This window comes from Pseudoalteromonas sp. APC 3358 (assembly GCF_030408075.1).
Lineage (GTDB): Bacteria > Pseudomonadota > Gammaproteobacteria > Enterobacterales > Alteromonadaceae > Pseudoalteromonas > Pseudoalteromonas arctica.
Window position 1 is genome coordinate 386,216 of the sequence record NZ_JASDCE010000004.1, and the last position, 23,205, is coordinate 409,420.

The window sequence follows — 23,205 nt, forward strand, 5'->3', positions numbered from 1 at the left end:
TCAATAACAAAGGTTAGAATAGTTATCGTTTTAAAAATGAAATAATTTAGGCAGGAGAAACCGATGATGTTGGGCGTGCTTAATAAACAGTATTATTGGTTAACCAATTTAATTGTTTTTTAGTCAAGTAGCGTAATTCTGGAGTGAGTTTTTTTTAAGTACTGTTTGTTAGTATTATCGAAAATATAAAATTGAAGAATTTGAGGATCAAAAAAGGCGGTAAAACCGCCTTTTTAATGTGATCTAATGTTTAACTATTATTACAGCTTGTAGCTTAAACCTAAGAATAAACGTGGGCCATAGTCATTCACTTCACCTAAGTTACCTTCAACAAAGAAGTCTTGTGATTTAGGTGCACTGAACAAGTTAATTGCTTCTGCTTTAACTCTAAAGTGCTCATCAATTTTGTATGATGCGCGCATTTCCCATACGCCTACGCCATCAACATAACGAAGTCGAGTACCATTTGTAGTATATGGTTGGAAATACTCACTACGATATTTGTAAATAACAGCAGTATCAAATCCACCAATTTGGTAGTACAGCTGACTGCTAAATACATGCTTTGAGAAACCAGGTACTGAAGCCGACTCAATAATACCGTCAGTTAACTGTGTAGTATTACCATCTACGTCAGTCTCAAACGTATCGCCGTATAAGCTATCTTGGAACTCAAAATCAGTGTCTGCATAGTTGTAACCAAATTTCATACCGATGCCATTATCCCAGCGGTAAGAAAATGAAGCTTCAAGACCTAATATTTCACTGTCTTCATCTGATGTAACAGAGTTAGTAATTGGTAATGAAACAGTTTCACCGGCAACAGTAAAATCTTCAATTACTGTTTGTTGTTGAAAACCACCGTTGAACTGTTTGTAGTATAAGCTTAACGCTAAGATTGAATCTTCGTTAGGGTACCATTCAAACGCAGCATCGTAGTTCCACGACATAAGCGGTTGAGTGTCCGGGTTACCAGAGCCATTTACACCCACTAATAAATCGCTGATTGAAGTTGCTGTACCTTCTGTATCTTCTTGGAATGTACGGCTGTAACCTAAATCAGATGGATCTGCACGTGACATACCACGGTATATACCTGCACGGAATAAAATATCTTCACTGTAGTCAATAACTAGGTTAAAACTTGGTAAATACTTCGTGTAGTCACCACCGCTTTTTATTTTATCCAATGAACCATTATCAGATTCAACCAGAGAAAGTACACCGGTGTCGCTTGTTACTACGTCAAAGCTATTTCTAAAACCAATCGAAGTTACTTCTGTGTCTACAATACGAAGACCAAAGTTACCGCGAATGAATTTACCAAACATTTCAGTATCGTAGTTAGCCATTAAGTACACTGATGTTGTTTTTTCTGTTACATCGATTGTACCTGCATTTTCATATTCAACTTCTGGGTAAGCAAACACACCATCAGCGTTAGAACCCGCTACAGCTTGTGAGAAACATACGTTGTCGTATGTAGCCCATGATGAACCTGTACCGCTATCTACAACGTTACCGTCACTATCAACATTTGTTACGATATCGCCATCAGATACACTTGATAAAAAGCCTGATTCAGGGAAATCGATTTGACAACCTTGTAATACATCAAGCGCTTCAGTACCAGAGTCTAGTGTAAATTCGTTTCTTGAACCGTTACCTTGGCTACCACCATACTGTAGGAAGGTCATTTCAGATGTTCTAATACCACCTTGAATACTGGTGAAAACATTGCCATCTAAGGTATAGTCAAAATCTAGTCGCGCTGAGATAACTTCATTTTCACGAACATTTTCACGGTCAAGTCGTGTTCTTAGGCTATCTGTAAAGTTTGAAATATCTGTTACGTCAAAATCTGTCAGTGTGAAATGAGGGATCTCATCGCCCATATCCCAAGAAAAGAAATTACGACCTGATGTTCTACCACGGTTAGATATTTGAAGTTCTTCACGTTCTGTTTTTGAGTACGCTAAATCTAGGTCAACAGTTAATCTATCAGTAACTGTATGTTCTATATTTATGCCGTAACCTTGGTAGTTTTCTTCACGAGAAAATTGCTCACCCGCTGATTCAATGCGCTCTTCACCTTCCCAGTGCAAAATACCGCCTACATCATTAGTAACAAGTGTTGGACCTGTTACGCCAGGTGTTGCACGTTTTTGTAAAAAGATTAAATCGTGGCGTGCTTCTTGTTGTGTTCTATCTGAAATCTGTGCATCAAAGTTAACATCCCAATCAGCTGACGGTTGGTATTGCAGTGCAAAAAACATTGCATCACGTTCATCTGATGTCTCGTTTTGGCGGTAACTACGGCTGCTGCCAGTCCAAGCGTAAGGAGTACCATCACTTACTGCTTTACCTGTTTCAGGATCAATTTCTGTATCGTAACCTTGGTTGCTACTGCCACTAACTTGGTCTTCACAGTCGCCTGCGCTGCTACGATAAAAACCTTCATTGGTATTATTAGGATCGTTTAAACACGCCCATAATGAAGAACCTGATGGGCTAGAGCTTCTGTATTCAGCTTCTGGTTGGCTGATATCTTGGCGCTGTACACCAAAAGACACACCAACGGCTTGGCCGTTATCAAATTCAAACTGGTCTACATAACTAAACGTGCCACGGTAACCCGCGTCACTTTGCAGTGAGTTATCTACATTACCTTCATCAGGGTTGTAGTTTAATTTAACTTCAGCTGATACACGTTGCTTGCCAAAATCAAGTGGAGTTATAGTTTCAAGTGCAATAACACCTGCAACACCACCTTCAATCATTGACGCATCTTGCGTTTTATAAATTGCTACTTTTTTTACAAGTTCAGACGGAAACTGCGAAAAGTTAACTGAGCGGTCACCACTACCATTAGTCGCTTCACGACCATTGATATGCGTTGCACTTAAAAATGGACCAAGACCACGAATAGTGATTTCTGTTGCACCACCGTTTTCACGATGAGATGCAGCACCTGTAATTGATTCTAGTGCTTCACCGATAGACAGTGCTGGTAAATCACCAATATCTTCAGATGACAGGCCATCAACTACCGTTGTTGCTTCACGTTTAATTGCTATTTGGTCTTGAATCGTTCTACGTGTACCTGTAACACTAATTATTTCAACGTCTTCTTCAACTTCTGTCGCTTTTCCCTGATCTTCCTGTGCGCTTGCTGTAAATACGCAAGAACTTGCCATACCTGCGATGACCGCTGTTCTTACCCATTTTGCAACTGGGCGCATTGCAAACTGCCCTGTTGTAGAATTATTGTTATCTCGTGACTTCAACGACATTTGAATTCTCCGCTGGTTGTTGTTGTGTGATTTTAGTGTGTTAGCTTGTTATGCTTATGTATATTTTATGTGACCTTTGACGTTAATATACTTAAACGCAGCACGATGATCAACCAATTTGACGTTTTAATATTACCATAAGGTATACCAATTTTAACTTAGCGGCATTACCAGTAGGTCAGGCAGGTTTTTTACTAGAATATAAACCGCTCTAAACTAGTTTATAAATGGGTAATGTAGGTTGAGAAAGTGTGGTGATTATTAATAAATAATAAAAAAGCCCCAAATTTGGGGCTTTTAAAAGTTAACTGATTAATTGGTTATTTAATCGTTTTGTATTTTCCATGTAGATCCAACACCGACTTCAGATGATTGAATATAATGAAGACCTTTAGCACCTGCCTCTGCCTGAAGGCCTGCAGGGTCAGTTTCTAATAACGTACTTGTTGCTGTAACGTACTCAAGTACTTCTTTGCCATTAGTTGCTGGGTCTTGGTCAATTGCACCATCAGTATCGAATGCGCCATTACCATTTAGTTTTCTAATTTCAACCCAGTCACCGCTTGCATCGCCTGATACTCGACTATCCATATAACCAAAGTTGTTACTTAGCACCGAACTATCATGATTAATTAAGTCACAGTCATATTCAAAAGCATGGTCACTTTCAAGTGTATTTGGGTAAAATAAGCCTTGAGTTGTAGCACTGCTATTTATTGTGTCTTCGTCTGTTTGATCGCCTAAACCGTTTGCAATTAAATTTCCATTAAAGTTGATAACAAACGCATTTTTGGTTAGGCCGTATAGCACCGGCGCATTCGCTGCGGTTAACTCATCACAATCACTTGTTGGTGCTTTAGAGCCTATTTCTGTACTAAATACAATAGGTTGCTGTGAATTCAAAACTGTATTATTTGTTACATTTAGTGTAAAGTCGCCGGCACTATCAAGCACTGCCTGATTACCTGACTTTGGTACACCACCATCATCTTGCGAAAATGGGTTAGCTGTAAATACAATACCGCCCGCTTCTTTATTACCAGAACGAATACCTGCAATGTAGTTGTTACTTACGGTGTGACCAAGTGGTGTAATTAATACACCCGCTGGCCGGTCATCAGAGCTTGCAATATCTGTAGTACGAATAATAATGTTGTCTGTAACACTGTTGAAGCCACCATCTTCTAGTGAAATACCACCATTAGGATTTACAATTGTATTGCCTTTGATAGTTGCGCCTGAGGTTTGTACTTTGATTAAACGACGACCCGTTACAAAGTTTTCTACGCGGTTATACTGAATAGTAAAGTTTGCGTTATCAGCTGCACCGCTACCCGTTGTGCTACCTGCATTGATTAAATATAAACTTGATTGACCAAAGTTTGGATTATCACTGTCGCTAAATAAATTATATTGAATAACGTGATCAGAGCTTGATGATGATATTTTTATCACAGACCCTTTTTCTGCTACATTTCGATTAGAGAATGTATTTCGCTCAACCAACGCGCTTTGACCTTTTATCATCAGCCAATGGTATTCAGAGTTATTGAGTGTAGCTTCTTCTCCATCCATCGTGTTTTGCGAAAAAGTAAAGTTATCCCCTTCTGAGTAAATAACAGCACCTTCTTCGGTTTCACAAAATGCACCCGCTTTAGTATCTATATTCTTAAAGGTAAGCCCTGTTAATCCAGCGCCATCTACTCCAGCAGCTACATGCACACATACTTCACCGCTAAGTACAGGAGTTTGACCTTCTACAGCGCGAAGCGTTACTGCACTGGTTAATAAAACTGCGTCCATATCAGCATAAACACCGGTGTTTAAGCCAATAACATCACCATCAGCTAAACCGCCGCTTAAAGCACCAAGGAGTGCTTCAGGGTTACTAACTAATTGTGTGTAAACTAATGTATCAAGTGAGTTTGTAACCTCACTCGCAAAACCATCGTTATCTGTATACGTAGCTTTTACCGACATTATTGAGCCAGCGTAAGCAGAAGGTGTAAATGTTTTACTATTACTGTCGGCTACTTCAACGCCATCAGCAGACCAAGTATAAGTAACGTTTGCCTCTTCAACACCGTTGTTATCAGTTATCTCAGCGGTTAACTCGCCACTTGTCAAATAAGGCGCTACGCCCATAATGGCGACGCTACCGGCTTCGTCAACCGCAACAGCAGAAACAGCAATTGTTTCCTCTGATGTATTATCCTCGATAAATCCATTATCATCTGTGTAAGCAACTTGAACACTTATCTTTTGACCTAAAAGTGATGCATCAACTGTAAAGGTGCTTTGTGTTGCGCCATCTATCTCTTGTGCGTCAGCAAGCCATTGGTAAGTAATATCTCCTGTTGTCCCGTCGGTATCAGCAACTTCTGCTGTTAATATATTACCAACGGTTGGCGTGCCACTAATTGTAACTTCGCCTTCGGAGTTTGTTCGTGCTACAACCTCTGTACCCGTTGAAGTCACAGACTCGTTAAACCCACGGCTATCTTCAAAAGATGCACTAACTGTTATAACTGTACCAAACTGTGCGTCTGTTAACGTGAGCGTTGAAAGTGCTTCATCTGCAATCTCTATGTCATCAGCAAACCATTTATAAGTTACTGTATCGCCATCAAAGCCATTTTCGTCAGCTACATTGGCTGTTAGTTGCGAACCAACTAGAGCGTCGCCCGTAATAGTTAAACTTGCAGGGAATGCGATTGCGGCAACATCTGCGGTTGGATCTGTAATATGCGATTCATTGATACCGCCATCATCGGTATAAAGCCCTTGAACTGTAATTGGTAACCCTATCTGATCGTCAGTCAGTGTAAACGAAGCGCTATTTGCACCTGTAATTGCCTCACCATCTGCATACCAATAGTAAGTCACGTCACCTGAGATACCATCAGGGTCACTAACTTCAGCTGTTAATGTTTGTCCGCTTGTAACAGTTCCACTAAGAGCAATAGAGCCCAAGTTGTTGTCATTGTTGTTTGAGTTTGTGTCACAACCAACTATTGCAGCTGCAATAGCGCATAGCGCAAAATGTTTTAATTTCATGGTGGCTCTATTCTCCAAATTTATGGTTTTAATATTTGGTTATCTATTGTGTGTGTTACCAAATAAATCATGCGTTTATTACCAAATTCATTTAAATTGCAAATAAATTGTTAACCAACTTGGTAATATAACCATAATAAAATAACTTTTTCCACTATATCCACCCAATTAAATAACAACAAATAAACACAAAGTTAACCCTGCACTGTTATCGCAGGTCAAAAATTGAATTCAATCATGCACAATTACTGCGAAAATACATAACCTTATAGTAAAAAATTGGTTTTACATGGGGTTAAGTAAATCAGATTTATTTAATATATATGAAGTATTCTTATTTGAAGACTATAAGAAAATTAAGAAATGAAGTGAGTTTGTATAAAAAGGATTATTTACAGAGAGAATGAAAAATAAGGGTAAAAAAGGGGCTATTTTCTTGCCCCTTTTTTATTAAGTACTGGTTTATAAAATAGCGTTATTATAAAACTCTACAGGCTCATTTGAGCCCAAAGCAACAGGCACACGTTGATGCAAGCTAGTTGGCGCAATATCTAAAATACGCGTTCCTCTAGAGGTTGCTTTACCACCTGCGTTTTCAACTAAAAGCGCTAACGGGTTTGCTTCATAAAGCAGTCTTATTTTTCCGTTATCGTTACCACTGCGTTTATCTTGCGGATACAAAAATAACCCGCCTCGGCATAATATACGATGAACGTCGCCTACCATCGCTGCATTCCAACGCATTGAGCTTTTTTCAAAGCTTTCACAGGTGTAAAGCAATTTATCAAAATACACTTGTGTCGGTTCGTCCCAATAACGGTAGTTAGCCATATTAACGGCAAATTCACGACTCTGCTCTGGCACACTTAACTGCTTATTTGTCAGTAGATAACCGCCATGCGTTGAGTCTAATGTATAACAACGCGTTGGACCGCCAGTACTCATTACAAGTAATGATGAAGGGCCGTATAACACATAGCCTGCACATACTTGATTTACACCAGGCTGACTAAATTGCTCGTCGCTGTCGAAGGCAACATCATCACGGGCTAAGTAAATAGTAAATATAGTGCCTATTTGCCCATTAACATCAATATTAGAAGAGCCATCTAGTGGGTCAAAAGCAACAATAAACTTACCTTCAGGATGGCCACCTACCGCATGATCTTCTTCCTCTGATGCAACTGATCGTACGCTGCTGTCGTCAAGTAGGATGTCTTTAAGTAGTTGGTTTGCAATTACATCTAGCTTTTTTTGAACTTCACCTTGGATGTTTTCATTCAATGTTGAACCTAAAACACCGGCTAATTCACCTTGGCTTACTCGAAAAGCAATTTCTTTACTGGTCGCTAAAATTGTGCGAATAAGTAAAATAAGATCGGTATCTACACCGTCTTCTTTTAATACTGTATTTAGTCTTTTCATGCGCTATACCTATTTACACAATTTAGATCGTCAAAGCATTGCTCTAGTCTTGCAACCATACTTTGCTCTGAATGACGCAACCATACGCGAGGGTCATAATATTTTTTGTTTGGCTTATCATCCCCATCAGGGTTACCAATTTGCTCTTGTAGGTATGCTTGGTTACCTTTGTAGTAGTCTAAAATACCTGTCCAACACGCCCACTGCGTATCGGTATCGATATTCATTTTAACTACACCATAGGTTAAAGACTCTGCAATTTTATCGTACTCAGAACCACTACCACCATGAAATACAAAGTTAATTGAGTTGCTTGGTAGATTAAATTTTTCTGATACGTAAGCTTGTGAATCTTTTAAAATAGTTGGTGTAAGAACAACGTTACCCGGCTTATATACACCGTGGACATTGCCAAAAGACGCTGCAATTATAAAATTAGGGCTAATACGACTTAAACGTTCGTAAGCAAATGCAACATCTTCAGGCTGAGTGTATAAAGAAGAGCTGTCTAGGTGTGAGTTATCAACACCGTCTTCTTCGCCGCCCGTGCAGCCAAGCTCAATTTCAAGCGTCATACCTATTTTTGCCATACGCGTTAAGTAACGTTCACAAATTTCGATATTTTCTTCTAAAGGCTCTTCTGACAAATCAATCATATGCGAGCTAAACAGTGGTTTGCCAGTCAGTTCAAAGTGTCTTTCACCTTCATCAAGCAAACCATCAATCCAAGGTAGTAGCTTTTTAGCTGCGTGATCAGTATGAAGCATCACTGCTACTTCATAATGTGCTGCCACTGAATGTACATATCTTGCAGCACTTACCGCCCCAAGCACTGCTGATTGTTGCTCTGGTAAAGATAAGCTTTTACCACAAAAAAATTGAGCTCCACCATTAGAAAGCTGAATAATAACGGGCGAGTTTTTCTTTTTAGCAGCTTCTAGCGTCGCATTTATAGATGTTGTACTAACAACATTTACCGCTGGCAACGCATATTGATTAGTACGGGCATGTTCATACACAGCACTTACTTCATCGCCAACGATTACGCCTGGCAGTATTGTTGGGGCTAAATAATTCATTTATGAAATCCTTTCTATTTTAAAGCCTGGATACAAGAATCAGTAATTGCTTGCCAATTTTCTTGTTCAACCCACTCTTTTTTCGCTATCCAAGTACCGCCAACGGCGAATACATTATTTAAAGAAAGATAGTCCATTTTGTTACTTTCGCTAACGCCGCCTGTAGGGCAAAAGCTGACTGCTCTAAATACTGACGACACAGCTGATACAAAAGGTGCTCCTCCGGCAAGCGAAGCCGGGAATAATTTTTGCTCTTCAAAGCCATATTCAAGTGCCATTAAAATATCACCTGTGTTTGATACACCAGGAAGTACCGGCACATTGCATTTAGCAAGTGCTGTAAGTAATGCAGGAGAAACTGCTGGCGTTACAATAAAGTCAGAACCTGCTTCAAGTGCTTGCTCTAAAATGTCAGTATTTATGACTGTACCCGCACCGACTTTTAGCTCTGGCACTTGCGCCTTAATAGCTTTTAATGCTTCTAAAGAAGCCTCTGTTCTTAGTACTACTTCAACTAAAGTAAGGCCAGCGTTAGCCATAGCTTTCGCTATTTGAACACCTTGCTCTGGCGTATCAGCTTGAATTATAGGTAGCAGTGTTTGTCCTGACATAAGTTCAGAAAAGCGAGTCATAACGTTGTTCCTTTATAAAAAGTAATGCGGCCGAGGTATGGCGGCCTTTAATGTTTGATTAACCTGAACTCTAGATAATAAATCTATCTCAAGCAGCTATTTTCAGCGCTAACTGCTTTGAATTTACTTGCAATAGGCCCGCTATTGACGCGTAAATTCGCCTTGTTTTCACTGAAAATCTCTAGCTAGAGAAAATAATTTTAAATATCACCATGATTCAATATGTTAGTAAATCTCTTAACCAGAGTTCAGGTTAATTATTTTGTTATACCAATTGCATTAAATTAATGAGCTATTATAGCGACAAGAAAATAGCTCAATAACAAGGCTAAAATTATGATACATAGTTGTTCTATATAAATAATTTTTGACGTAGTTAGTGAGTTATTTAATACGCTAAGGTGATCATGTTTTTAATAAAATTGGTATCAGATACCAGCTTCAACCATTGCTAGCTGAAATATATCTTTTGGAGCAATAGCGCCTGGCTGTTGTATAACCGCACCGGCGGCTTTTGCAGCAAGTTGTACAGCACTTGAAATTGATTTATCAGATAAACGAGCACCTAAGTAAACACCGTTAAAAGCATCGCCTGCGGATGTCGTATCTACAACATTTGTTACCGGTATTATGGTGTGGCTTTGAAGCGTATCGCCCTCTTTTGTCACTACCGATTCAGGGCCATTTTTAACAACAATTTCTTCAATTTGGTAAGGTTTTAAATATTCAACAACCGCTTCTACGCTATGAACGTCATAAAGTGTTGTTAAATCTTCAACGCCTGGTAGGGTAATATCTGCAAGCGTAAAGGCTAAATGATATTGCTCTTTAGTTTCCTCTACACTATTCCACAAACGCGCTCTGTAGTTAGGATCAAAAACTATTTTAACCCCAGCATCTTTGAGCTGCTCTACAACTTTCCAAAAATGCTCACGCGCACTTTCTTCAATTATTGCTAATGAAATTCCTGAAAAGAAAAACATATCACCTTGGCTAAGCTGCTCGAGTGCATCAGCATCTAAAAAATCAACAACCTTTTTAGCTGCAGAATCATTACGCCAATAAATAAAGCTACGCTCACCATGCTCATCGGTTTCTATGTAATACATGCCAGGTACTTTGGTATCGTGAGCAAATACGAGTTGTGTATTTATTTGTTCACTTTCAAAGCGTTCTAGCATTTTTTTACTTAAATTATCTTGACCTAAAGCCGTAACAACCGAAGTAGTAACCTGCGGGAAGCAACGTTTTAAATACACTGCAGAATTATAAACATCGCCTGCAAATGATTGGTGTAGTGTGGCTGCGCTCATAGCTCTAAGCTCGACCATGCATTCACCGATAAAGTAAATATTTTTCATCTTGGAAGTTACCCTATGTAGTTAACTGCTATGCGCTTATACAAAACATGTTGGCATAGCAGTTATTATCTAGATTATTGAGGCTTTTTAAGAGGTTCTATTTTTGGAATTAAAATCCAAACAGCTGCCATTGCTATAATGGCTAAAGAAGCACCAATAACAAATGCTGGCGTATAGTTACCATCAGCAGTAAGAATAGGCACAAGCGATGTAAGGCCTACAGCACCAAGTTTTGCCGCCATACCAGAGAAACCTGATAATGTACCTACAGCTTTTTTGCCTAACAAATCACTTGGTAGTGTTTGCACGTTACCAATTGCAGTTTGAAAACCAAATAATATAACAGCCATAATTAGTACCGCTGTCGTTGGTCCGCCTGGATTTGCCATTGCAAGTAACGCAGGTAACATAATTAAACAGCCCAGCGTTATAGTTAGCTTACGTGTTTTATCTGTATTCCAACCGGCTTTGAGTCGGTTTTGAGCTAATAAGCCACCAAACCAAGCACCAAACATAGCGCCAACATAAGGTACCCAACCATATATACCAATAGACTTAACATCCATGCCGTATACTTCGTTTAGGTAAATAGGTATCCAAAAAACAAATAACCACCAAATAGGGTCAATCGCAGCAGAGGCAATAATTACACCCCAGCTTTGCTTACGAGAAAGTAACTCAGCAGTTGAAGGGTTATATTCTTCTTCGTCTTCGCCTGTTACATCGCCATTATCATCAACACGTCTTTGACCTGTTAAGATATATTCACGCTCTTGTGCAGTAAGCCAAGGATGAGAGCTAGGCGGCGCTTTAACCAAAATTAACCAAGGCACTAACCAAAGAAAACCTAATACGCCCACAAAAACAAACACCATTTGCCAGCTAAAGTAGATAGTTAAATAAGCAATTAAAGGAATAGCAATAATACCGCCAATAGCAGCGCCAGAGTTAAAAATACCCTGTGCTAAGGCGCGCTCTTTAGTAGGAAACCATTCAGCATTACCTTTAGCTGCGCCCGGCCAGTTACCGGCTTCTGCTACACCTAAGATTGCGCGAAAAATACTAAGGCTAAGTACACCTTGTGCAAATGCATGTGCAACGGTTGCAATAGACCAAACACCTATCGATAAAACAAAACCGAAGCGTGTGCCTACCCAGTCAAATATTTTACCAAATATGGCTTGACCAAATGCATAAGCAAATACAAACACAATTGAAATATTAGCGTATATTTGTTTGCGTTCTAGCGCTGATTCATCAGGAAATAAATCTTCAACGATGTCCGGCCAAAGCACACTAAGTGCTTGACGGTCGATATAGTTAATAATGGTAGCTAGCGCAATTAGCGCTATAACCCACCAACGTAAGCCTTTAAGTTGCATAATTAATCCTCAAGAAAGTCTTCACGCGCTGGGCTAAAAGTATCAATCAGGATTCCGCCTGTTGGGCAGGTAGCTCCATGATCAGCAAATGGTGGGATTAAGCAGCTATCACCCGGTTTTAAGATTTTAGTGACGCCATCAATGTTAAAGTGGAACTCACCTTCAACAACATACGTTACTTGAGAATGTCTGTGAGCATGGTTATAACCAATAGCCCCTTTCTCAAACCAAATTTTAACAGCCATTAGCTCTTCGTTATAACCTAGCATTTGACGTTTTAGACCATTTCCTAAATCTTCAATTTCGGTCTCGTTGCCAAATGAAAAGTTTGCGCTTTGCTTTTGCATCCTATTTACTCCTGATTATTGTTCATCATATAAACGCCTAATCGGCCATTTAAAGTGAACTCTTTATTTTGATAATTGAATGTATTTTTAGCTGAGGTTGGTGCTTTATTAATAGCCACTAAATATGACTTGCCTTTAATATCAAGTTCAACAAGTGTTAAATCGCCCTGCTGACTATATTCAAGCTTTGTAACTCTACTAACAGCTTCTAAGGTATATTCTTTACTTGGATTGTATTCACCGTGAGGCTCTAATACAGATATAAATTTATGGTGCTTTTGACCCTCAACACGACGAATAAAACCGTTTTCGTTGCGTAAGTTAAAATCAGGGTCGTTTGCGCCTATTTGAGTAAACAAGAAAGACTCATCACCTTTAACCAAACTCGCTTGCGTATAAAAGCGACCATTTTCGTTTAACCACGTTACTTTAGCTAAACCACTTTGAGGTTGCGCTTGAGCTTTAAGCCATAGATGCTGGTAGCCATTTTTAGTACCTAATGCAGACAGTTGTGTTGCATTCGCTTTTAGCTCAAAGCTGGTATCTATAAGCTGACCTTTATAATGCAAAGGCAAATCAAGCTGATGCGCTTTATTTGCAGCAACATCAAATATATCAAGTGCAACTGTGCTTTGTAGTTCAGGTAAGTTAATAAGTGCAAGCGTACGTTCAAGATCAACGCCTTTATAAGCTGTGCTTATTTCGCCGCTTGAAACCGTGCCGTATTCATTCGTTTCGAAAAAGTTAAGTGTAGGGTAATTACTATTTCCTACTTCAACATTTGCATTAAAATGCGTTGTTTCGTCAACCACTACCGTATTGTGCGCAACAGTGTGTTTAGCGTAAGTTTCGTTTTCAGGTAAATAACGACCGCCGTATTTAGCTTCTACATTTAAAAAACGTGCTGCGCCATAATCAGATACAATTTCATTACCGTGGTCGTAAAACTGCCATGTTAGTTTATCAAAATGACCGTGACCTAAGCCTTGTGCAGCAGGTTTAAATAGTAGAGCTTGATCGCCACCTACCTGCGTTCTCATTACAACTAGAGCACCTTGTTTACCGTCATTACCATCGCCGAAGGCAACAGATTTAAACGAATAAGGTTTTGCCATTTTGTTATCTAGTGCTTGAGCTACTTTTAGTCCATCACCCGAGAGAATTATTTGGTCTTGTTGCTTAGCAATATCAAGGTAGCCTGCATCGTTGGTTAAGCCATATGCTGCCGTTACACCATTAACTAACTCAATAGTATCGATACCTTTACTTTTTATTGCATCGTTAATTGGGAAAAACAAACCGTTGTAGCTAAGTTGAATCGTCGTATCAATCGCTTTTAATAATATGCCATCGCGATATTCAAAGATTTTTCGTTGTGGTTCGTTGTTTTCAATCGCTTTAGCAAACGTTACAAAGGGTAATAGTGCAAAGCGTTGATAGTAAGGACCTTCGTTATAGTAACCTTGTGGTGAAAACAGCATTTCTAGCTGCTTAATAAAGCCACCTTTACCCGACTTTTCTAAATCGTATAATGATTTTTCTACCCACTCAGGTTCACCTAATACATACCCTGCCATGCCAACACCCGCTGTTGCCCATGTTCCATGGTTATGTACTTTATTAAATGTAGAGGGTTGGCCTACTGATGTGAACAACGAAACAGGACGTAGTAAGTCATCCTCGATTGTTTTAATGTTATCGGCATTTAACGAGTCATGAATTAGATCATAAGCTTGTATTGTGTACACAAGCCACATTGCTTCATTAAGGCTTTGCCAAAAAAACTTACCTGGATTTTGCGAGTCCATTTTACGTTTTGGATGCAGACCAAGCGTTGGGTATAATTTTGCATATTCAAGCAACATATCACGCACGTAATTTGCATATTTATCATCTTGGCTTAGTTGATAAATGATGCCTGCGTTATACATAAGCTGATAATTTTTTTTGTGGCGTTCATGTGTATAACCACCACCACCATCTTTTGGTACAGGTACCGCAATTGGTTGAGCTATTTGTTCGTCTACTTGCGCTTTTAATAGCTCAAACGCAGTAGAAAATTTACCTTCGCTGCCTATTGCTTGGCGCATATGACTTACGTCATCAGTAGTAATTACTAAGTTTGGGTGCGCTGCATGCGCACCCAATGATGTAAGTAATGTAAGTGCTGCTACAGCCGCTATTTTAAAACCTGTTTGGCATTTTAATAAGTACATAGTATTTACCCTGCCTTATTTAAAATGTTGTTATTTTTTAATACTGCTGTATGTGGGCCTTTAACTCTTAACTCTTTAACACTTGGTGCTTTGGTTGCATCAAATGTATTGTCTGAGATTTCAGTTTTAGGCTCGCCTACTGTGTGCTCTACAACAATAGGAGCAGATTTAACAAATTTATTATCTTTGATATTAGTAACCTGAACACCGTGAACATAAATGCTCGCTTGCTCTTTGTTACGCTTACCAAGGCCGACGTTATTAAGCGTGTTATTTGTCATTTCAAAATGAGGGCCAAATGTACTTTCATCAGTACCACCACGGTAAAGCTTAAGTACACCACCTTGCACATCATTAAATGTATTATTATTTACAATAACGTATTCCGCGTTATAAACACCTAAGTCTTCAATTTCAGTATTTAGACGTAAAATGTCACCTGTTACTGTATTAAAGGTATTACCTGTAACAATAATTTCGTCAGCCATTGCACCTTTACCAGTGATAAAGAAATGGAATGAATGATTAATATCTAAAGCATTTAACTCTGAGTTGGTCATTACAAAGCGGTAATTATCAACCATACCCCATTTTTGCGTACGAACAATGCTGTTACCTATTGCATCTGGCGCGTTTTCACCTGAAATAGATAAACCATCTAGTTTTAAGCTGCCGCCATCATGTATTTCAAACAAGGTAGAGCGTTGAAAAGTAAGTTTAGACTTTTTGTTCTGCTTTGCTTTAATTGTCAACGTTTTATCAATTTTAACCAGTTTAGAAACATCATACTGGCCAGGCGCTAGTTCTAGAACATCGCCCGACTCTGCATTATCAATAGCGTCTAGTAATGCACTTACATCAGCTTTAACAGAATGTGTCTTACCAGAATCAAACTCAACAAGTGCTGGTACTTTTGCATACCAGCTAACACCGGTATCTTCTTTTTTAAGTACTTTTAAGTCGCGTTTTGCACCTACATTTAAACTTTTAGATGTTGGGTAAAGTAGACCATTACTTGCTTTTTTAAGCGTGATTTTTTCTCTTTTTACACCGTACGTTAGCTCAGAAAGTACTTTTGTATCAGCAATGTTGTTACTTAGTACCAGCCCGCTTACATCATCAAATGTTGTAAATGGCTGTTCACCATCTTGATTTATGATTAAGTTGTTTTCCATTACGCTATCTTTAGGTGCAGCGCTACGCTCAGCATCGCTACCAGCGGCAAGTTGAATATGACGCACATTTATAAATGTGTTGTTTTCAATTGTCGCATTTTCAACTTGGTGATAACGATTTATAGATGAATTTGGTACGCCGTTCATCACAGTAAAGCCACTGCCAAAACGATACCCTGTTAGACCTTGTAGGTAGTTATTTCTTACAATTTGATCTTTATTGATAACGCGAATACCACCTGTGTGGTCAACACCATTACCAATAAAAATATTTTCTTCTATAAGGTTACCGTTACCATGGCGCAGCGTTAATGTACCGCGCGCTTCATAAAATACGTTATTACGAAGGATGTTTTTGCCTGACTTAACCGAAACAATTTCTACTTCACCATTGGTGCGTTCAAAATAGTTATTTTCTACCAATGTATGCGAATCAGTTAATGAGTAATGGCTGGTGCCAATACGTAGGGTTTCACCACCGTTCGAACCAAAAGTTGGACGGTAGCCAAAATAGTTGTTGTCTATGCGGTGATAGTTTTCCTGACTTGCTTGAGTGTTTAAACGAACAGCAACTGTCACACCTTTATTTCGTTTGCCAACTAAATGGCTATGATCAAAGCGGTTATGTTGTCCATATAATGCAACCCAATAATCAGACTCTCGTTTGTCTGGATTACTGTAATTATCGATTACTGTTTGAGTAACTCGTGAATTGTAGGCTAATTCATTTTTATTTTTACGAAACTCTATTACAGCTGAGCTCGGTGTGTAGCCGTCTTTAAATACTAAACCTGAGGCTTCAAGGTATTTACCTGCAAGTCTTAGGTTCGATTGACCCGATAAAATTACTTTACCGTTAGTTTCAGCGGTCAATAAAATAGGAGAGTTTTTTGTACCTTGGCCTTCAAGTAGGATTTCGAAGTCAGACCAAGTACCATTTTTAAGTACTACTTTGTCGCCAGCAACTAGATTAGCTGCGATATCATTAAAAGCTTGTTTACTTTCTACAAAATAATCTTTGGCCGCTATTTGTGTGGATATGCAACCGATGAGAACTAGACTAAGCTTTATTGTGTTAATCAAACGCATAGTTAACTCTTTTTCGTTGTGACTGAAAGTAGTGCTTCATCAGAATTTAAAAAAGCTGACATTGCACAAAGACTTTAGTCAATTGGTGTCATGTGTGTTAAAGCGCCTTAAGCCAAAAGCTTAAAGCGCTCAATAAGGTCGAGAAGTATTACTTTTCTAGCTTTTTGAAGTAATCAAAAATTTCAGGAACGTTACCTTGACCCATACCAGCGTCAAACGCTGCTTGTAGGTTAGCTGATGAACCTTCAGCGATTTTTGATTCAGTACCTAGGTCTTCTACCATTTGTAGGAAGTAGCCTAAATCTTTGTTTGCATTAGCAATCGAGAAACCAAGGTCGCTAACATTATCAACTGCATAGTTTTTACAAAATTGCATAAACGGTGAGTTAGATGGACCAGTCGACATGATGTCAAAAAGTTGTTGACGGTCAACACCAGCAAGCTCTGCAACTGCAAATGCTTGTGACATAGCACATACTGTAGTCATGCCCATGAAGTTGTTGATAAGCTTAGTTGTATGACCTGCACCTAGCTCGCCAAGATGGAAAACGTTTTCACCTTGATCTTCTAGTACTGGTTTAACTTTATTGAATGTATCAATATCGCCTGCAGCCATGATGTTTAAAAGGCCGTCTTTAGCATGTGCTGGTGTACGACCAAGAGGAGCATCAATCATGCCTGCGCCTTTAGCTGCTAAATCAGCACCAATTTTTTTAGTAGATGATGGAATAGAAGTACCAAAATCAACTAGTACTGCACCTTCTTTAATACCCGCTAGGATACCGTCTTCTGCATAAATGATTTTTTCTACAACGGCAGAAGTTGTAAGACAAAACATAACAATATCTGAACCTTCAGCTAGCTCTTTAGCAGTGCTTGCTGTTTTTGCGCCTCTAGCGACACATGCTGCAACCGCATCTTTGCTAAGGTCCATAACAATTAGCTCATAGCCTTTGTTTTGTAAATTTTCGGCCATGTTGCCGCCCATTAAGCCTAAGCCGATGAAACCGATGACTGGTTTTGACATGAATAACTCCTAAATATGTGGCGCATACTTTTATAAGAACAAGTAAAATCTACTTTAAAATACGCTGTGTCTTTGTTTCAATTTGTAGAGTAACTTTAAGCTTGAGTTATTTATAAATTAACCTGTGCAAAACGTAACTCTGATTAATTACCAATACATTGTATTCACTCAAACCAAGCAACTTACCAATTGGTATGCAAAAACTGTATTACCATACGCCTTTTTTGTCAACCAATAAGTTAACCAAGTAAATCCCATATTTTTACAAATTACATACAAATAAATTTAATATCAATTAAAAACAAATTGTTAGCTATAACAAACCCAATCAGATATAGGTTAACTTTTGTTGAACAATCAGTAACTTTTTTTATACTAATAGGTTGACCAATAATTGAGTGTTCTTTATTTAAATATGCAAAATTCAATAAAATGGTTCATTAATTGGTAATTTACAGTTGATGTTATTGGTAAAATTATAAAGGCCATACGTGAACAGCTTCCAACTCTAAATGGTTTTGAGGTTGTGATTTGTACGTAACGCCTACATATATGGCTAATACATATAAAAACTACAAAATGCGCTTAATAATAGCGCTTAGTTAAAAATATACTGAACTTTGAAAAATCACTAAAGGAACTGAATAATGCGTTTATTACATACTATGCTGCGTGTAGCGGATTTAGACAAATCAATTGCTTTTTATACTGAAGTATTAGGTATGAAAGAATTACGCAGAGCTGATAACAGTGAATACAGATACACTCTTGCCTTTATTGGATATGGCGACGAAGCAGATAATACAGTATTAGAGTTAACTTATAACTGGGACGAGGATAGCTACGACCTGGGTAATGCTTATGGCCATATAGCCATTGAATTTGATGATATTTACAAAACATGTGCTGATATTAAAGCAGCCGGTGGCAATGTAAGCCGTGAACCTGGGCCTGTAAAAGGTGGTACTACTGAAATTGCTTTTGTAAAAGACCCTGATGGTTATTCAATAGAACTTATTCAGAAAAAAGATGACATGAGTAAATTTTAAATTACCTACCAACTAATTCAAGTAATAACAATTTGCTTAATGCCAATCTGCTTATATATGGGGTCTATTTAGCGTTAAGAAAATTACGCTAGGACTAGGCAAAAATTTTTGTATCTAGTTGTTCTAAATAAAAAATTTTTAACGACGTTATAGTGCAATTTAATTCGTTAAATTGATCAAAGATTTATGCTGGTTGGTATAACTATGGAGGGGTTTAATTTTATATATTGTTCAAATATTTATGCAGATTGGTATTAAGTAAAAAGGTGCTTTTCAGCACCTTTTTAACGCAACTGACTATCTTTACTGCCACGTCTATTAAACGATTTAGCGCTAGCATCATTACCTTCTATTGCAGCTTGGCATTGCACACAGTAGCGTACACCCGGTAACGCAAGCCTTCGTGCTTGTGGGATTTTCTCATCGCACTCATCACATAACTCTGCACTTGCGCCAGATATTAAATTGCTTCTTGCATACTGTACGGCGTCATTAACACTCGCATCAATTTGATCTTGAATTGCACCGTCTCGTGCCCATCCACTTGCCATAAATCCTCCTAATAAAGTTGGATGTTTAAATTTATGCTACCAAATCGAATCTTTATAAGTACTGAATAAAAGAGCTAGGAATGTGATGCCCTTTGAAGGTTTAAGCTACGAAACTATATTTTATATCTGGTGGAAAGATGCTGTAGTTGCTCCTTGTAATCTATTTTTCACAAAAAATTCAACACTCTACAATTAGGCAAAAAAAAGCAGCTAAAAAAGCTGCTTTATAATTCCAATGATTTATTTAAATATTAAAGGCTGTAGTCAACAACCTTCATACCTAATTTTTCGAGCTCTGGACGAAGTGTTTTAGCATCACCCACTACTAAATAAATCATGTCTTTAGTATTTAAGTGTTTTTTAGCTAAGGCGTTAACTTCTTCTTTGCTGATATTGCTAACAATCTCATTTCTTTCTTTTACAAAGCTAGGTTTTAAATCGAACTCTAATATTTGTGCTAAAAAGCCAAGTTTTGCATTAGGCGTTTCGTATTTAAGCGCATCTTTTTGATTGATAGCCTTACGCATAAACATAAGCTCTTCGTCAGTGACACCGTTTTGAGCATAGTTATTAAGTTCATTAGTAAACTCTGTAATAGATGCTGCAGTAGAGTCGGCTCTCACCGCTGCAGAAGCGGTAAAGCCACCTGATGTTTTATCACCCCAGAAACGAGAGCGAGCACCGTAAGTATAGCCTTTATCTTCTCGTAAATTTAGATTGATACGGCTGTTAAACGTGCCACCAAGTGCAAAGTTCATCAAGTTAGCTTTAAAGAACTCACCTGTAATATCTTCAACCATATCGCGTTTACCTATACGAATTTCTGATTGAGGAGCGTCTGGTTTATCAACCAAATAAATTACATTAGTTTCTACTTTAGGTTCACTGAAATCAACCGCTACTAAGCTCGATTTACCTTTCCAATTTGTAAGTGTAGCTTTAACTTTTGGTTCAATTGTTGACTCTTTTAAATCAGAAACAATAATTACTTGAGCGCCCTGCGGTTTAAAGTTTGCGTTATAAAAAGCTTTAACGTCAGCAAGTGTAATAGCCTCTATACTATTAAGCGTTCCAGTACTTGGAAGTGCAGCTATATTGTTGCCATATAGTAATTTACTATATGTATTAGATGCTAAATACCCAGCATCCTTCATTGAATGTTGAATATTTTGAATGATTTGCTTTTTATTACGCTCAAAGTCATCTGCATTAAATGCTGGTTTAAATAACTTTTCTTCGACAAGCTTTAGCGTTGCATCTACATTTTTGGTTAAGCTAGAAACATACACATTTGTATGTGTTTTATCTGAGTAGATACTTACCTGGCTACCTAGTTTTTCAAGCGCGTTACTCATCTGCTCTGTAGTGTAGTTTTGCGTTGACTCGCTCATTAACGATGCAGTTATTGATGATAAACCCACTTTACTAGCTTGCTCACTGTACAGGCCACCCGGAACTTTAATGAAAATAGCGGTAGTTGGCGTTTCTGTACTTTGAGTACCTAATATTTTAATACCGTTTTCGGTCTTAGTTTGCCAAAGAGTAGGAACATCAACAGCAGGATTTGCGCCGGCCTCTGGATGAGCACTTCGATCAAATGTATCAACAGCTCTTCGTGCCACTAAATCATCAGCTGAAGTTGTAGATGGACCTCCAAAATCATGCGATTTAGGCGTAAAGTTGTCTGGAGCAGCTATAAGTTGAGTTTGCCCTTCTGGAACAACACTCATAATAACGGCAGATTTACCTTTGATATATTGATTAAAAACACGCATAACATCAGCTTTTGTAACTTTGTTATAACGTGCAATCTCATCTTTAGCTGAATTTGGGTTACCTGTAAACGTTTCTGACGCGGCTAGTTGAGAGACTTTTCCTGATACGCTTTGCAGACCAAAAATTGCACCAGATTCTATTTTAGCTTTTACTTTATCTAAATCATCTTGTGTAACGCCACGCTCTTCAAATTCAACAAATGAATCACGAATGATTTTTTCCATATCAGCTAACGTTTTCCCTGCTGTAGGATTTGGTAAAGCATAAAGACTAATTGAACACGCTAACTCTTGGCATGGATGATTTGCACTTGCTTGTACAGCAAGTTGAGTTTTAACTAAGTTTTTGTATAGTAGTGAATTATTACCACCACCCAATATTTCAGCAAGTATATCAAGAGGTGCTTCATCTTCAGAGCGAGCGTAAGTAGTTGGGAAACTCATACTTAATAAAGGTAAATGTACCTTATCTTCCATTGAAATATATCTATCAGCATCTAGTGTTACAGCTGTTTTTTCTACTGTAGGGATTTCAGGGCCTTTTGGAATTGGTGCAAAGTATTTAGTAACTAATGGCAGTATTTCATTAGCGTTGACATCGCCACCTATAGTAAGCGTTGCATTATTAGGACCATACCACTTTAAAAAGAATGCTTTTAAATCATTTACATTTACGCGATTAAGATCGTCCATAAAACCAATTACTGGCCATGAATATGGATGACCATCTGGATACATCGCTTGAGCAACACGTTCACCTAAACGACCATAAGGGCGATTATCAACACGTTGGCCGCGCTCATTTTTTACTGTTTCGCGTTGTACTTCAAATTTTTCTTGGGTTACAGCATCGAGTAAAAAGCCCATTCGATCAGCTTCTAGCCACAACATTTTTTCTAATTGATTTACAGGTACTGTTTCAAAATAATTTGTTCTATCTGAGTTAGTTGTACCATTTAAAGTACCGCCTGCTTCAGATATTATTTTAAAATGTTCCTCATCAGCAACATTCTCTGAACCTTGAAACATCATATGCTCAAAAAAGTGAGCAAAGCCTGACTTACCCAACTCTTCGCGAGCAGAACCAACGTGGTATGTTACATCAACGTGTACTAAGGGATCTGAATGATCCTCATGCACAATTACAGTTAAACCGTTATCTAGTTTATATTTTTTATACGGTATGTTGATTTCACCTGCATTAGATTTCACTGACTCAATAAGTGTAACGCCAGGAATTGATGTTTCTGTAACAATATTTTTATCAACAGCTTGAGTTGAGCTATTACATGCACCCAACCCTGATGCAAGTAAAACAGCAAGTGCAATTTTTGTGAGTTTCATTTTTTAGTCCATATTTAAATTAACTCAATGAGTTTAAAGACTAATTAAAAGTACAACAAGGAATATGGAGCGATTATGGGTTTGGTTTTGTAACAAAGTGTAAATAGATTGATATAAAAATGAAGTGTAAAATGAGGATATTAATTTGTGGTTTTATTCTAATAACACTGCACTTCCCTATCTAAGTAGTAAATGACATAGCTAAGAAATTGATACTCTTAATAACATCGTGCATATAGAATGTTATGTAACACTGCTTTATACAATTCTTAAAATAGTAAGTGGCGTCCCCAAGGGGATTCGAACCCCTGTTACCGCCGTGAAAGGGCGGTGTCCTAGGCCTCTAGACGATGGGGACACATAAATGTGTCACTAGGACAACTGAATTTTTAGACTCGTTTCA

Annotated in this window: 14 protein-coding genes and 1 tRNA gene; 1 reads left to right on the top strand and 14 read right to left on the bottom strand. The window is 38.2% G+C overall.

What is annotated here, in order from left to right; translation table 11 throughout:
- Positions 1–260: 260 nt before the first annotated feature.
- The 11 genes from QL995_RS09005 to QL995_RS09055 all read right to left on the bottom strand — a co-directional run bounded on the left by QL995_RS09005 (position 261) and on the right by QL995_RS09055 (position 18,083).
- Positions 261–3,293: a TonB-dependent receptor gene (locus tag QL995_RS09005; RefSeq protein ID WP_007585340.1), complete on the bottom strand. Its 3,033-nt coding sequence runs from the start codon at positions 3,291–3,293 to the stop codon at positions 261–263.
- Positions 3,294–3,617: 324 nt separating this feature from the next.
- Positions 3,618–6,350 carry a poly(beta-D-mannuronate) lyase gene (locus QL995_RS09010; RefSeq protein WP_290294013.1) on the bottom strand — a complete coding sequence of 911 codons (2,733 nt, stop codon included), beginning with the start codon at positions 6,348–6,350 and terminating at the stop codon, positions 3,618–3,620.
- A gap of 462 nt (positions 6,351–6,812) precedes the next feature.
- The gene (locus QL995_RS09015; RefSeq protein WP_010555334.1) at positions 6,813–7,775 is read right to left on the bottom strand and encodes a class 1 fructose-bisphosphatase; all 963 of its coding nucleotides are present in this window, start codon (positions 7,773–7,775) and stop codon (positions 6,813–6,815) included.
- Entirely contained in the window at positions 7,772–8,854 is a 1,083-nt protein-coding gene (gene fbaA, locus QL995_RS09020) for a class II fructose-bisphosphate aldolase (RefSeq protein ID WP_024591529.1), read from the bottom strand. Before fbaA ends, QL995_RS09015 begins: the two co-directional genes overlap by 4 nt.
- 14 nt (positions 8,855–8,868) lie before the next feature.
- Positions 8,869–9,486 carry a bifunctional 4-hydroxy-2-oxoglutarate aldolase/2-dehydro-3-deoxy-phosphogluconate aldolase gene (gene eda / locus QL995_RS09025; protein WP_007585331.1) on the bottom strand — a complete coding sequence of 206 codons (618 nt, stop codon included), beginning with the start codon at positions 9,484–9,486 and terminating at the stop codon, positions 8,869–8,871.
- 428 nt (positions 9,487–9,914) lie between these two features.
- Positions 9,915–10,847, bottom strand: coding sequence for a sugar kinase (locus tag QL995_RS09030; RefSeq protein WP_010555333.1), 933 nt, complete (start codon positions 10,845–10,847; stop codon positions 9,915–9,917).
- A gap of 74 nt (positions 10,848–10,921) precedes the next feature.
- Positions 10,922–12,229, bottom strand: a complete 1,308-nt coding sequence (locus tag QL995_RS09035; RefSeq protein ID WP_024592292.1) for an MFS transporter — start codon at positions 12,227–12,229, stop codon at positions 10,922–10,924.
- A 2-nt stretch (positions 12,230–12,231) separates the two neighbouring features.
- A complete protein-coding gene (locus tag QL995_RS09040; protein WP_002962963.1) occupies positions 12,232–12,576 on the bottom strand; it encodes a cupin domain-containing protein in 345 nt (114 codons plus the stop codon).
- Between the two features lie 5 nt (positions 12,577–12,581).
- Positions 12,582–14,792: a heparinase II/III family protein gene (locus QL995_RS09045; protein ID WP_290294015.1), complete on the bottom strand. Its 2,211-nt coding sequence runs from the start codon at positions 14,790–14,792 to the stop codon at positions 12,582–12,584.
- Positions 14,793–14,797: 5 nt separating this feature from the next.
- A complete protein-coding gene (locus QL995_RS09050) occupies positions 14,798–17,056 on the bottom strand; it encodes a polysaccharide lyase 6 family protein (RefSeq protein WP_290294016.1) in 2,259 nt (752 codons plus the stop codon).
- A gap of 148 nt (positions 17,057–17,204) precedes the next feature.
- Positions 17,205–18,083, bottom strand: coding sequence for an NAD(P)-dependent oxidoreductase (locus QL995_RS09055; RefSeq protein WP_007585320.1), 879 nt, complete (start codon positions 18,081–18,083; stop codon positions 17,205–17,207).
- A gap of 647 nt (positions 18,084–18,730) precedes the next feature.
- Here QL995_RS09055 and gloA point away from each other — a divergent pair.
- Positions 18,731–19,132, top strand: a complete 402-nt coding sequence (gene gloA / locus QL995_RS09060) for a lactoylglutathione lyase (protein ID WP_010555329.1) — start codon at positions 18,731–18,733, stop codon at positions 19,130–19,132.
- A gap of 284 nt (positions 19,133–19,416) precedes the next feature.
- Here the strand turns inward: gloA and QL995_RS09065 are convergent, their stop codons facing one another.
- From QL995_RS09065 to QL995_RS09075, 3 genes are all read right to left on the bottom strand, one after another.
- Entirely contained in the window at positions 19,417–19,683 is a 267-nt protein-coding gene (locus QL995_RS09065) for a DksA/TraR family C4-type zinc finger protein (RefSeq protein WP_169044992.1), read from the bottom strand.
- A gap of 251 nt (positions 19,684–19,934) precedes the next feature.
- Positions 19,935–22,802: a pitrilysin family protein gene (locus QL995_RS09070; RefSeq protein ID WP_290294018.1), complete on the bottom strand. Its 2,868-nt coding sequence runs from the start codon at positions 22,800–22,802 to the stop codon at positions 19,935–19,937.
- A 282-nt stretch (positions 22,803–23,084) separates the two neighbouring features.
- Positions 23,085–23,160, bottom strand: a tRNA-Glu gene (locus QL995_RS09075).
- Between the last annotated feature and the right edge of the window lie 45 nt (positions 23,161–23,205).

Bases quoted from the DNA above. Each gene is read 5' to 3' on its own strand.
- QL995_RS09005 (WP_007585340.1), bottom strand. From the start codon at position 3,293: ATGTCGTTGAAGTCACGAGATAACAATAATTCTACAACAGGGCAGTTT.
- QL995_RS09010 (WP_290294013.1), bottom strand. From the start codon at position 6,350: ATGAAATTAAAACATTTTGCGCTATGCGCTATTGCAGCTGCAATAGTT.
- QL995_RS09055 (WP_007585320.1), bottom strand. From the start codon at position 18,083: ATGTCAAAACCAGTCATCGGTTTCATCGGCTTAGGCTTAATGGGCGGC.
- QL995_RS09070 (WP_290294018.1), bottom strand. From the start codon at position 22,802: ATGAAACTCACAAAAATTGCACTTGCTGTTTTACTTGCATCAGGGTTG.
- gloA (WP_010555329.1), top strand. From the start codon at position 18,731: ATGCGTTTATTACATACTATGCTGCGTGTAGCGGATTTAGACAAATCA.
- QL995_RS09040 (WP_002962963.1), bottom strand. From the start codon at position 12,576: ATGCAAAAGCAAAGCGCAAACTTTTCATTTGGCAACGAGACCGAAATT.
- fbaA (WP_024591529.1), bottom strand. From the start codon at position 8,854: ATGAATTATTTAGCCCCAACAATACTGCCAGGCGTAATCGTTGGCGAT.
- QL995_RS09045 (WP_290294015.1), bottom strand. From the start codon at position 14,792: ATGTACTTATTAAAATGCCAAACAGGTTTTAAAATAGCGGCTGTAGCA.
- QL995_RS09015 (WP_010555334.1), bottom strand. From the start codon at position 7,775: ATGAAAAGACTAAATACAGTATTAAAAGAAGACGGTGTAGATACCGAT.
- QL995_RS09065 (WP_169044992.1), bottom strand. From the start codon at position 19,683: ATGGCAAGTGGATGGGCACGAGACGGTGCAATTCAAGATCAAATTGAT.
- QL995_RS09030 (WP_010555333.1), bottom strand. From the start codon at position 10,847: ATGAAAAATATTTACTTTATCGGTGAATGCATGGTCGAGCTTAGAGCT.
- QL995_RS09035 (WP_024592292.1), bottom strand. From the start codon at position 12,229: ATGCAACTTAAAGGCTTACGTTGGTGGGTTATAGCGCTAATTGCGCTA.
- eda (WP_007585331.1), bottom strand. From the start codon at position 9,486: ATGACTCGCTTTTCTGAACTTATGTCAGGACAAACACTGCTACCTATA.
- QL995_RS09050 (WP_290294016.1), bottom strand. From the start codon at position 17,056: ATGCGTTTGATTAACACAATAAAGCTTAGTCTAGTTCTCATCGGTTGC.